Genomic DNA, 11,713 nt, shown 5'->3' with positions numbered 1-11,713 from the left:
CGACGCGGGCGTGGCCGGCGCGGCGTGCGCGGCGGCCCGGGCCGCCGGTGCGTGTGCGCTGTCGCGATGCACGCCGGCAATCGCCGCAACCGGCGACGTGCTCCGCGTCGCCGCGACCAGCACGCGATACCCGGCGCCGGCGAAGACGACGCAGCACAGTGCCAGCACGATACGCGTGCGCGAAGCCGGCTTCAGGGCGATGGCGTTCATGGCTGCGCGCTCCGGTAGATGAGCTCGAAGCGCACCCGCGCATCGAGGATATTGCTGCCCACCGCGGGACGCTCGACGTGGATTTCCTGCAGCGCCGCATTCGGCACGGTGTTGAGCACCGACGCCAGGAAATGCCGGATTGCGCCGTACTGATCCTTGACCGGCAACAGCACCTCGTAGCGCGCGAAGCGCGCGCCTGAATCGGTCGTCACCTGGTACTCGGCGGAGCCGAGCGTCAGGTGACTGTCGCGCGCCTGCGCGAAGATCGACGCGATGTCATCCGCGCTTTGCGTGAAACGCGGGAACAGCTCGGGCAACGCGTCGAGCGAAACCGCATCCGCCGCCGGCGCGGGCGCCCCGGCCGGACGATGGACGGGCGCGGCCCGTACGAGCCCGGCCGGCGCGCGCAGCGCGCGCGTATCGGCATCCAGGCCGGGTACCGCCGCGACCATGATGATCGCGGCGCCGACCAGCAGCAGGCCGGCAAGGCCCGGCAGACCGAACGCGCGCCGCCATTCGAAACGCAACGTGAGCAGCCGGTCGGCCAACCGATCGGTTTTCATGACTTCCTCCAGACGGCGGTGATCTGGAAACGCACCGGCATGCCCGGCACGTTGCTCTCGACGAGATGGCCGTTGAGCACCGCTTCGCGCAGCACGACGCTCGTCTGCAGATACTTCAGGTACGCGATCATCGCGTCGGGATTCTTCGCTTCGGCCGTGATGCGGATCTGCCCTTGCGCCGGGTTCTGGTCGATGCCGATCAGCGCGACGTCGTGGTCCGGATAGTCCTCGACGATCGAGAACAGCGTCTGCCACGGCACCGTCAGCTCGCGCAGCACCGCCCCGCTCTGCTTTTCCGCGAGCTTCTCGGCCGCCGTCGGCAGCGCCTTCGTGACGTGCCGCTGCGCGAGCGTCCGGTGCCGGGCGGCCTCCACGCTCTCCTGCACGCGGTCGTTCTCCGCGTAGGCGTGCCACAGTCGCGCGCCACTGGCGACACACAGCAGCACGGCCACCCCGAGCAGGATCATGCCGCCCGTCCGGACGCGCGCACCGCGCCGGCAGAAGTCGATATCGAGCGGCCGCATCATGGCGCATACTCCATCAGCCGGCGCGCGGGCGAGCCGTCGAGCGCCGGCAGTGCGGGCCGGATCGCGGCCGCGAAACGCGCCTCGAACGGTGCCGCGTCCGTGTCGAGCGCCGGCAGATAGACCGTACAGTCCCTGGACTTCAGGCCCGCCCGCGTCGCCGAGCGTTCGAACAGTTGCTCCGCGAGCTCGGCGAGCCGCGACGCGTCGTCCAGCTCGCCGGGAAAGAGGCGCTGCGCATCGTACGCCGTCCAGCCGCCCCGCTCGATCACGACCGCCTGGAGCAACGCGTCGGCGGCGACCAGCAGCAGCGCATCGCCGTCGGACTTCACAGCGAGACGGTTCAGCGTCTCCGGCAGACCCGATCTCAGGCTGCGCACGCGCACCCCGGCGGCCGCACCGACATCGTGGATGCCGTCGTACAGTGTGCGCGACAGCGCGCTGGCAAAGAGCGCGCGGCCGCCGGGCTGCACGCAGAAGCGCACCATCAGCGATTCGACGTCGATCCCGTACGTATCGGAGAAATGGGCGAGCGCGACCGTTTCGAGTTCGCGCGTGCGCAGCGTGCGGAAATCGCCGCGCAAAATCGCGTGGCGGCACCAGAAATCGTCGAGCACGATGTGTGCGCTGCGCTTCGGCGGCGTCTTGCCGTGCGCCGGCACGTGCGCGTCTTGCTCCTGCGCCGCGGAGGTAGAGACAGTGGCATCGGCAGCGGCGTCCGGTGGCGCGGCAAACGCGGCGCGCAGTGCGTCGAGCACGCCCGTCTCGCTGCCGAACCGCTCGTCGGGAATCCCGATGCTGACCGGATCGCCGGCAAGCGTGCGCCGGTGCAACCGCCACGGTGCGGACGTGCGGACCCCGACCACGACTTCGCGCGTGCCGACGCCGATCGCAAGCGCATTATTCGACCATGGTGACACGATTGATCTCCTCGAGCGTCGTCTCGCCGCGCCTCACCTGCTCGATCGCCGCCGATCGCAGCGTCGTCATCCCGTAGCGCAGTGCCGCCGCCTTGATGTGCCCGAGCGGCGCGCGCTCCGACAGCAGTTGCCGCAGCTCGTCGTTCATGCGCAGCGCCTCCGCGATCGCGCGCCGGCCGCGATAGCCGCTGCCGCGGCACATCGCGCAACCCGCGCCGCGCCGAAACAGGTAGCCGCCGGCCGTGTCCGGATCGATGCCCGAGCGGGCGAGCGTATCGGCGTCCACCCTGTCCTCGACGAGGCAATCCGGGCAGCACCGACGCAGCAGCCGCTGGGCGACCACGCCGTTGAGCGCGGATACGAAGCTGTACGAATCGACCTGCATGTTCGTGAAGCGGCCGATCACGTCGAACACGTTGTTCGCGTGGACGGTCGTGAACACCTGATGGCCGGTCAGCGCGGCCTGCACGGCGATCTGCGCGGTGTCGGGATCGCGGATCTCGCCGACCATGATCTTGTCCGGATCGTGCCGCAGGATCGAGCGCAGCCCGCGCGCGAAGGTCAGGCCTTTCGCCTCGTTGACCGGAATCTGCAGGATTTCGCCAAGCTGGTATTCGACCGGATCCTCGATCGTCACGATCTTTTCGAGTCCGTTGTTGATTTCGGTGAGGATCGCGTAAAGCGTGGTGGTCTTGCCACTGCCGGTCGGCCCCGTGACGAGCAGCATGCCGTACGGCATGGCCGCGACCGAACGCATGAACCGCGTGTCGCCCGGCTGGAATCCCAGCGCCTCGAGCGTCAGGCCGCCCGCGGCCTGGGAAAGCTGGTAGCGGTCGAGAATCCGCAGCACTGCGTCCTCGCCGAACTGGTTCGGCATGATCGACACGCGGAAATCGATTTCGCGCCCGGCGTACATCGCCTTGAAGCGCCCGTCCTGTGGAATGCGGCGCTCCGCGATATCGAGTTCGGAGATCACCTTCACGCGCGACAGTACCTGGTCGGCGACGTCATGGCCGTCGACGCGCCCCACCACGGTGAGCACGCCATCGACCCGGCACTTGATCATCAATCCGTTCGCCCGGCATTCGAGGTGGATGTCGCTCGCCAGCATCTTGAGCGCATCGTAGATCGTCGAATTGAGCAGGCGCACCACCGGGCTGTCGTCGCTGCTGATGCCCTGCAGCGTCAGCGCCAGCGACGCGGGATCCGGCGCGTGCGGGATCGAATCGTCGAACGCGAGCGAATCCATCGCGCGGATATCCTTCTCGCGCACGGCCAGATACGCGTTGAGGTCCCCCGCGCTCGCGAGCGCCCAGCCGTACGGCATCGCCGGCCGCGCGCGCATCCGGTGCTCGACCCAGCCACGCGTACGCGCATCGAGCGGGTCTGCGATCGCGAACAGCAGCGCGTCGCCGCCGTCGGGATCGCGGAAGCACACACACAGGCGCGCCGTCGCCTCGACGAACGACACCGTGTCGAAATCGGGCTCGAGACGATTCAGTTCGCGGATCCCGATCGGCTTCATGTGGAATTGCGCGGCGAGCCGCACACGTATCTCGTCCGCGCCGAGGGCCGTCTGCGCCATCAGCGCTTCGAGCGCGCGAATACCGGAACCGTGCCGCTCGCCGAGCGCGCGCAGGATATCGCGCAATTCGACGCCCGCGTCGGGCAGATTTTCCGGGAGGGTGATGTCGGTATCCACGCGTGTCTCCTGAGCGGCCTACTGGATGCTCGACGCGATCTCGAAGATCGGCAGGTACATCAGCACGACGATGCCGCCGATCACCACGCCGATCACGATCATCATCACGGGCTCGATCAGTCGCGAGATCAGATCGATCGTGCGCGACACCTGCGCTTCCTGGAACGCGGCGATCCGATCGAGCACGGGCCCGAGGCCGCCGGTTTTTTCGGCCACCGTCAGCAGGCGATAGCCGATCGCATTCGCGAGGCCGGCCTGCTGGAACGCATCGGAGATCCTCGCGCCGTTGCGGACCTGCTGCAGCGCGCCCGCGAGCGCGGCCTGGTCCGCCCGGCCGACCAGGCCGCGCGCAAGGTCGAACGCACGCACGGCGGGAATACCGCCGTCCACCAGCATCGCCGTCGTGCGATAGAACTGGGACTGGCGAAACACGCGGAAGTGTTGCCCGATGCCGGGCAGCGCCAGCAGGCGATCGGCGATCCAGATCCGCAGCGACGGCCGACGCAACGCGATGCCGGTCACCACGGCCAGCACCGCGAGGCCGATGCCCAGCCCGGTGCCGTGCGCGTGCACCATGGCGCCCCACGCCATCAGCAGCCGCGACATCAGCGGCAGTTCGCGGCCGCTGTGTTCGAGGAGCGTCGCGAATCGCGGCACGACGAAGCCGAGCAGGAACAGCACGACGGCCGCGCCGACGAAAAGCAGGACCGTCGGATAGATCGCGGCCGACACGACGCGCCCGCGCAGCTCGTGAAGCGTCGCGCTATTGCGCGAGTAACGCGTCAGGCTGCCGGCCAGGCCGCCGGTCTGCTCGCTCGCCTTGACGCACGCGACCAGCACCGGCGGGAAGATGTGGCTCGCATGCTCGAGCGCCGCCGACAGCGACAGCCCCTCCTCCAGTCGCCGCAGCAGGTCGCGATAGACCTGCGCGGACGCCTCGCGCCGCACGTTGCCGCCGAGCGTGCGCAATGCGTCGACGACGCCGACCCCGGCATCGAGCAGCGCCGCCAGTTCGCGCGCGAACATCTCGACGTCGAACCGTGCGCCCGGCATGCCCAGCCGGCCCGTGCCGCGCCGTTGCCGCCGCGCGTCCGCGTTCACCGACACGACGCGAAGGCCGCGCGCACGTGCGAGCGCCGTCGCACTGGCCGGCGAATCGCTGTCGACGCGAAGCGTCTGGACCAGGCCATTCGTATCGAAAACACGCAGCACGAACTTCACGTCGATTCTCCTTGCGCACGGCTCGCGACAGGCACGGCCGCCGCGCCACGCATCGCTACCACGACGAGATCGTCACGTTCTCGCCGGTACCGCCGCCGCGTCCGTCCTTGCCCAGCGAAAACAGGTCGTAGTCGCCGTGCTCGCCCGGCGAGCGATACTGATAGGGCCGGTCCCACGGATCTGACGGAACGGTTTTCTGCAGATAGGGACCACTCCACCGCGATGCGTTTTGCGGCTTGTTCACGAGCGCATCCAGCCCCTCCTCGGTCGTGGGATAGGAGCCGACGTCGAGCCGGTATTGATCCAGCGCCTGGCCGAGGGACACGATCTGCGCACGCGCGATCTTCACGTTCGACTTGCCGACCTGTTCGAAATACCGTGGCGCGACGAGCCCTGCCAGCAATCCGATGATGACCATCACGACAAGCAGCTCGAGCAAGGTGAAGCCGCGACTCGCGTACGCGCGGCACACGCGTCGTTCATCACGCCGCCGCTGGTCCGCCCCCCCGGCGGCCGGGATCGAGAACGATTCGTGGCTCACGGCTCCCTCCCTGTATCGACCCGCGGCATCGGCGCCGCCGATGCCGTTGATTGCATTCTTGCTCGCGTCGGTACGGGTCAGAAGTAGGGAGTGCCGTCCATCCCTGTGGGTAAATCCCCTCCAGTTTCGCCATGCGTCAATGGAGGGTGTTCACACACGGTCGTCGTCGTTCAGCGCGAGCACGCCGATGTCGATCGCGAAGTGGACCAGGCCGGTCAGGTTCACGATGCCGAGCTTGCGCATGAGATTGGCACGGTGCTTGTCCACCGTTTTCGGACTGACCTTCAGGCACTCGCCGACCTGCCGGCTCGTGTGCCCTTCGGCAACGAGCCGCAACACCGTGCGCTCGCGATTGGTCAGCGCATTCCACAATCGCGCCTTGTGCGCGCTCGCGTCGTGCAGCCCGTGCAGGCCGGCGCGGGCACGATACGCGTCGAGGCTGACCACGCACTTTCCCTGCATCACGAAACGCATCTCGCGAACCAGGTCGGCGAACGGCGAGTCCTTGACCACGTACCCGTCGGCGCCGGCGAAGAACGCCTCGCGCACGTTGTCTTCGCTGCGATGGACCGTGAGGACGATGATCCGCGTATGCGGCGCGTCGCGCTTGATCGTCGCGATCGCTTCGAAGCCGCTGCCGCCCGGCATGGATAGATCCATCAGGATCAGGTCGGGCCGCGTCTTCTCGGCGAGACGGCAGGCCTCGACCCCGCCGCTCGCCGCACCGACGATGCAGTAGTCGGCCAACTCGGAAACCAGATGACTCAGGCCGACGCGTAACAGATGCTGGTCCTCGACGATCAGCACGCGGTGCTTGTTATCCAATTTCGACGCTCCCTTGCAGAAACGTGGCACCTAATTGGACGCGACGACATCGTGATAGGCGGCGAGCAGTTCGGTCGGCGTCGCGAAGCCGTCGATACGCAGCCACGGCTGGCCCGGCGCGGCCCGCACGAACGTCACCGGCGTGTGATTCATCTTGTCGCCGCGATACACGTTGAATGCGCGCTGAGCCGCAACGCTCGCATCGACGGTACCGGTGTAGTGCTGCCATTCGGGGCCGGCACCGAAGCGTGCCGCGTAGGTCCGGAGCCGCTCGGGCGTGTCCGCCTCCGGATCGACCGAGATCGACATGATGTGCACCTTGTCGCGGTCGGCGCCGAGTTCGCCCTGCAGTTGTTCGAGTGTCTGGCTGACCATCGGGCAGATGGTCGTGCAACTGGTGTAGATGAACGTCAGGAACACCGGCCGGCCGTCGTCGAGCTCCTTGACCAGCGAAACGGCCTGACCGTCGTCGCGCACGAGCTGGACCGACGGCTCGGCATACTGGACGATCGTGTGCACGGTGCCCGGCATCACGGCGTGATGCATGTGCATGCCGGCGGCTTCGGTCGCGACCTCGGTCATGTGCGAGTCGGTTTTGCTCACCTCGCTCCCGGTGGGTGCGGCCGGTGCGTGCTCTGCGGGGTGCTCGGTGGCAGGCTCCGCGGCGGGTCCGGTAACAGGCGCAGCAGCAGGCGCGATGGCCGGCTCCGTCGCGTGCTCCGCGGTGGGCGGCGCAGCGTCGGCGGCGCTATCTACGGCGGTCCTGACCGGTTCTTCGACACCTTTCTGCATGTCCATTCCCATCGGACTTTCGCTGGCGTCCGGCGCGGCATCCTGCGTGGCGCTCGTGTTTGCGACGGCGCCCTCGGCGGCGCCACCGCCGGCGTTCATGATCTCGCTGCCATCGGGCGCACACCACGCGGGCGTCGTGGCAAGCGCAGCGCCCGCGATCACCCATGCGCGCATCGTCGATCTTGCGATCCTGTTCATACCAGCCTCCCTGACACGAGTGCAGGCGACGGATAATTCCGTGCCTCGTCAATGCAGTGTCATGAAGTTGATCGCAAGCGTCATGGGATGACGCCCCCCAATGGCCGGTAGGACATGTCCGCTTGGCTGGAATGCCCGTGCATGCGTAAGGGATGCCCCTATGCATTACGCGCGAAATCCCCATGTTGCGGCCGGAGTCGGTCACGTCCTAGAATGACCGAAACCTTACGGTTTCCTGAAAACTGCGCATCGGGAGCTACCATGACTGAACACCAGCCCGAAGAGCCACGAATCAGGCTGCTCGATCTGATCGATGCGATGCGCAAGCTGCGCGGTGCCGTGCGTCCCGACGATCGCGGCACCGGTATCGTCACCGATGCGCGTGGCGCGGCGCTTGCCATTCTCGACCGCGACGGAACCTTCCTGGCGGTCAATCGCAGCGCCGCGGCGCTGTTCGGTTACACGACCACCGAGCTCGTCCACCGGCACCTGGTCGAACTGGCACCCGACGACGCCCACGCCGAACTGACGAATGAACTGTCGAGGAACAGCGCCCTTGCGCAGCATTCGTTCGCGGCCATGCTCAGCGGGCGAAGCGGCCATCCCGCGCGATTCGTCGTACATCAGCAGGTGCTGCCCGGCACCGGCCTGTCGCTGACGCTGTTCGAGGAACCGCCGCCCCCCGAGCCCGAACGGCGCGGCGCCGCGGCAAACGATACGGGCGTGCATGCCTTCCACACCTATATGCTGATGGGCCAACAGAAGGAACGGCATCGGCTTGCCGCGGAATTGCACGACGGGCTCGGCCAGGCGCTGACGCTCATCAAGCTGATGAATGAGGACGCGCTCATGCGCATCCGCCGAGGCGAGATCGCCGACGCGACGAATCTGCTCGACGTCGCCGTGTTGCGGATCCGCGAGACGATCGGCGAAGTGCGCCAGATCTGCGGCGAACTGAAGCCGCCGATGCTCGACAGGCTCGGGCTGCCGGCCGCGCTCGCTTCGCTGTGCCAGCGCATCGAGCGGGACGCGAACCCGCTGTCGGTCGAGTTCAATTGCAACGTCGACGACGACGACATACCGGATCATCTGAAGGCGGACATGTTCCGAGTTGCGCAGGAAGCGTTGCACAACGTCGTCAAGCATGCGCAGGCAACCGAAATCGTGCTCGGCCTGCAACACGATCCGGGCGGCCTGCTGCTGACGATCGACGACAACGGCGTCGGCTACGAGCGTCATCCGCTTTCGACGGACGACGCGCGCGCGGCGGGGCTCGGGCTCATCGGCATGCAGCACCGCATCGAGTCGCACGGCGGCACGCTTGCGATCCGGTCATCCGCCGCGACGGGTACACGCGTCTCGGCCACCTGGCCGGTCTGATGCGCCAGCCGCACTCAGCGCTTCGCGCCGCCCGCCGGATAGTCATCCAGCCGCACGACGGCACCCTCAACCACCCCTGCGTCGACGACCGGGTGCGTCAGCACGTCGTCCACGTTCGGCTCCGCGCATTTCGCCGCGAGCGTGGTCAACAGACCCATGTTCATCGCGACGAGCACCAGTTCCGTCAGATTCGCGAGATGGAGCTTGTGCATCATGCTCGCCCGATACTTCTCGATCGTCTTCGGGCTCAGGTTCAGGTACAGGCCGACCTGCCGGTTGGTACGCCCTTCCGCGATCAGTTTCAGTACGCTGCGTTCACGCGCGGTCAGGATGTCCCAAGCCCTTTTCGGCGCAGGCATTTCGCGCCCCGTCACGAACGAGTCGACCATGTAGCCGTATACATCCGCGCTCAGGTGCTTCTTCCCCTGCATGACCATGCGCATGGCGAGCAGCAATTCGTCAAACGAAACGTCCTTGAGCACGTAGCCTTCGACGCCCGCCCGCAGCGCCTCGCGCACATACTCTTCGTTCTGATGGACCGTGAGCACGACGATCCGGATGGCCGGCATTCGACGCTTGATCGTCGCGCTCGCATCGATGCCGTTCATCCCGCGCATCGACAGATCCATCAGGATCAGATCCGGCGCGAGCGTCATGGCCAGATGGCATGTTTCCTTGCCGTCCCGCGCTTCTCCGACGACCTCGTAATCCCCCTGTGCGCAAAGCATCGACCGGAGCCCGTTTCTCAGCAGATCGTGATCCTCTGCAATGACCACTCGATATTTAGTATTCACGACTTCCCCCAAGTATTCCCGCGCGTTGGACATCAATGCCTCGTTGCACGGTGCCGGACTGCTTTCAATCATTTCATCGGTCCGGTCCGATGGCGGTTGTCCGGCCATGCCCGTTGTGCCCGCAAGGATCGCGCCAGCGCGCCACGCGCCAGCCCCCCGCACCGGCATACACGTGCGGAATAGCCCCGCAGTAGCAGGAAATGTTTCAGCGTTGCATCGATTCAGCGTTGTGCGACGCATCCGTACGACTACGGATGGCGCGACTATCCAATCGCTTTCGTCGCGCACGAAAAGATTTCTTCTTGAGCAACGATTGCGTTGAGCAAAAAACAATCGTCGCGCGTAAGGATCGTCAACTTCTGTCAATTACTGTGCGCTACCGATCATTACTTGTGTAACACTTTTGCAGCGCTGCCGCCGCGTATGGCCCCGGGCGTCGAAGTGTAGGAGGGTGCCCCATTGTCGATGAGCCGGCACGGCCACGACAATGCAGATGCAGGAGGCCAGAAAGATGCACCGCCACCCTTCATCCGGATTGAGCAAAGCCATCGTTGCCGCATGCGTGGGATTCGGCTCGGCATGGTCGTGCGTCGGCGTCGCGCACGCGCAGATTTACGGCACGGTGGCGAACAATGGCGTCATCGTCCTGACCAACGAGCCCGGCACCGCCAATCTGAAAGTGATCGTCGCGGCCCCCGGTCCGGCCGCATCGGCAGTGAAGCATGCCGCGCCGAAATCGGCGGTCGCGTCGTCGTTCGCGGACGTGATCACCGAGGCAAGCGCGGCGTTCAACGTTCCGCCCGAACTCCTTCGCGCGGTGATCGACGTCGAATCGGGATACAACCCGAAGGCGGTCTCGGACAAAGGCGCGCGCGGGCTCATGCAATTGATGCCGGAAACGGCGCGGCGCTTCTCGGGCGGCGACATGCTCGATCCGCGCGACAACGTGCTGGCCGGCGCGCGGTATCTGCGTTTCCTGCTCGACCTGTTCAAGGAAAACGTCGAACTCACGCTCGCTGCCTACAACGCCGGGGAGAACGCCGTGATTCGGGCCGGTTATCGCATTCCGTCGTTTCCGCAGACGCGCGAGTACGTGCCGCGCGTCCTGGCGCGCTACAAACGGCTCCTCGCCGCGAACTGAAACGCGGGCGGCACGCGATGCCGCCGGCGACGCGCGTACGATCCGCGGCCCGGCGTCATCGAGCGATGGCGTGCGGCCGCGCATGGCGGCCGGCGTGACACCGGCCGACGGGTCGAGAGACGATCAAGGAAATGCCGGGATGGTCGGATCTTCGCCCTGCAGATGCGCATCCCTATGATGAAGCTTGATCGCGTCCTCGATCTCGTGAACGCGGTCGGTCGGAACGTCGATCATCATCAGCAATTCGCCGTGCTCGATGCCGTCCTCGAAGCGCTTCAGGCGCGTACTCGGCACGTCGACACCGATCATCGTCGCCACCCATGCGCCGAAGGCCGCGCCGAACAGCGTGATCGCCACGACGATGCCGCCGCCGATCCGCAAACCGTCGGGCGGGAACGCCAGCACGAGCAGCCCGAGCAGCATGCCGGTCCCGAAGCCGACCGCGGTGCCGCGCGCGAGCGACGGCAGCAGATCGCTGCGTTGCACGAGCGTGGCCTCCGGCAACCCGTCGCGCATCACATCGTGATTGGCGAGGCAATGAATATGTCGCCACTCGATTCGCAGCGACAGCAACTCGCCGACGATCGACTGCGCGCATTGCGTCGTCGGCAACAGAAAGTAGACCCGTCTCATGGTTCCTCCTACGTCACCGCGCAATGCGGCGATCCCCCCTTCAGACATTCTGGTTCGGCACGCATCCGGCTTGTAGTGGTAGTGCTCGCCGAAGTGCATGGGTAGAACACGGTAGAAGCCGTCGCGCGCGTTTCAGAGCTGCCCGTAGCTGTGCAGCCCGGACAGGAACATGTTGACGCCGAGGAACGCGAAGGTCGTCACGAGCAGGCCCGTGAGCGCCCACCATGCGGCCACCGTGCCGCGCAGCCCCTTCATCAGGCGCATGTGCA

The 11,713-nt window shown here is 66.5% G+C and carries 13 protein-coding genes and 2 pseudogenes; 3 read left to right on the top strand and 12 right to left on the bottom strand.

Annotated features, from left to right (window positions below; all coding sequences use genetic code 11):
- The 9 genes and pseudogenes from F3J15_RS35470 to F3J15_RS35430 all read right to left on the bottom strand — a co-directional run.
- Positions 1-210 (bottom strand): annotated as a pseudogene (locus F3J15_RS35470) (hypothetical protein); the annotation flags it as partial.
- Positions 207-773, bottom strand: coding sequence for a hypothetical protein (locus tag F3J15_RS35465; RefSeq protein WP_166897153.1), 567 nt, complete (start codon positions 771-773; stop codon positions 207-209). The gene F3J15_RS35465 and the pseudogene F3J15_RS35470, both read right to left, overlap by 4 nt.
- Positions 770-1,300, bottom strand: a complete 531-nt coding sequence (locus tag F3J15_RS35460; protein ID WP_166897150.1) for a hypothetical protein — start codon at positions 1,298-1,300, stop codon at positions 770-772. The genes F3J15_RS35465 and F3J15_RS35460 overlap by 4 nt, the downstream gene beginning before the upstream one ends.
- Positions 1,297-2,217, bottom strand: a complete 921-nt coding sequence (locus F3J15_RS35455) for a hypothetical protein (protein ID WP_166897147.1) — start codon at positions 2,215-2,217, stop codon at positions 1,297-1,299. The genes F3J15_RS35460 and F3J15_RS35455 overlap by 4 nt, the downstream gene beginning before the upstream one ends.
- Complete coding sequence (locus tag F3J15_RS35450; protein WP_166897144.1) at positions 2,198-3,919, bottom strand: GspE/PulE family protein; 1,722 nt, start codon at positions 3,917-3,919, stop codon at positions 2,198-2,200. Before F3J15_RS35450 ends, F3J15_RS35455 begins: the two co-directional genes overlap by 20 nt.
- Positions 3,920-3,937: 18 nt before the next feature.
- Positions 3,938-5,140 carry a type II secretion system F family protein gene (locus F3J15_RS35445; protein ID WP_069247549.1) on the bottom strand — a complete coding sequence of 401 codons (1,203 nt, stop codon included), beginning with the start codon at positions 5,138-5,140 and terminating at the stop codon, positions 3,938-3,940.
- Between the two features lie 55 nt (positions 5,141-5,195).
- Positions 5,196-5,612: a type II secretion system major pseudopilin GspG gene (gene gspG, locus F3J15_RS35440; protein WP_345891594.1), complete on the bottom strand. Its 417-nt coding sequence runs from the start codon at positions 5,610-5,612 to the stop codon at positions 5,196-5,198.
- A gap of 219 nt (positions 5,613-5,831) precedes the next feature.
- Positions 5,832-6,506 carry a response regulator transcription factor gene (locus F3J15_RS35435; protein ID WP_069247548.1) on the bottom strand — a complete coding sequence of 225 codons (675 nt, stop codon included), beginning with the start codon at positions 6,504-6,506 and terminating at the stop codon, positions 5,832-5,834.
- A 30-nt stretch (positions 6,507-6,536) separates the two neighbouring features.
- Positions 6,537-7,058, bottom strand: a complete 522-nt coding sequence (locus F3J15_RS35430) for an SCO family protein (RefSeq protein WP_240159336.1) — start codon at positions 7,056-7,058, stop codon at positions 6,537-6,539.
- A 238-nt stretch (positions 7,059-7,296) separates the two neighbouring features.
- On the opposite strand from F3J15_RS35430, the gene F3J15_RS35425 reads away from it, so the two are divergent.
- Both F3J15_RS35425 and F3J15_RS35420 read left to right on the top strand, forming a co-directional pair.
- Positions 7,297-7,587 (top strand): hypothetical protein, encoded by a 291-nt coding sequence (locus F3J15_RS35425; protein ID WP_166897138.1) that lies wholly within the window; start codon positions 7,297-7,299, stop codon positions 7,585-7,587.
- Between the two features lie 170 nt (positions 7,588-7,757).
- On the top strand, positions 7,758-8,876 hold the full coding sequence (locus tag F3J15_RS35420; RefSeq protein WP_089445260.1) for a histidine kinase: 1,119 nt from the start codon (positions 7,758-7,760) through the stop codon (positions 8,874-8,876).
- Positions 8,877-8,890: 14 nt separating this feature from the next.
- On the opposite strand, the gene F3J15_RS35415 is transcribed toward F3J15_RS35420, so the two are convergent.
- Positions 8,891-9,670 carry a response regulator transcription factor gene (locus F3J15_RS35415; protein WP_166897156.1) on the bottom strand — a complete coding sequence of 260 codons (780 nt, stop codon included), beginning with the start codon at positions 9,668-9,670 and terminating at the stop codon, positions 8,891-8,893.
- A 511-nt stretch (positions 9,671-10,181) separates the two neighbouring features.
- Between F3J15_RS35415 and F3J15_RS35410 the strand changes: the two genes are divergently transcribed.
- Positions 10,182-10,811, top strand: coding sequence for a transglycosylase SLT domain-containing protein (locus tag F3J15_RS35410; protein ID WP_166897135.1), 630 nt, complete (start codon positions 10,182-10,184; stop codon positions 10,809-10,811).
- Positions 10,812-10,934: 123 nt separating this feature from the next.
- Here the strand turns inward: F3J15_RS35410 and F3J15_RS35405 are convergent, their stop codons facing one another.
- Together F3J15_RS35405 and F3J15_RS37985 are read right to left on the bottom strand one after the other, a co-directional pair.
- Complete coding sequence (locus F3J15_RS35405; RefSeq protein WP_089445258.1) at positions 10,935-11,444, bottom strand: DUF1269 domain-containing protein; 510 nt, start codon at positions 11,442-11,444, stop codon at positions 10,935-10,937.
- Positions 11,445-11,576: 132 nt separating this feature from the next.
- Positions 11,577-11,713, bottom strand: a pseudogene (locus F3J15_RS37985) (c-type cytochrome biogenesis protein CcsB); the annotation flags it as partial.

The organism is Burkholderia sp. Ap-955 (assembly GCF_011753045.1).
GTDB classification, from domain to species: Bacteria; Pseudomonadota; Gammaproteobacteria; order Burkholderiales; family Burkholderiaceae; genus Burkholderia; species Burkholderia lata_D.
Note: the sequence above shows the minus strand (reverse complement) of the source record. Positions and strands in the feature narration are given on the sequence as shown.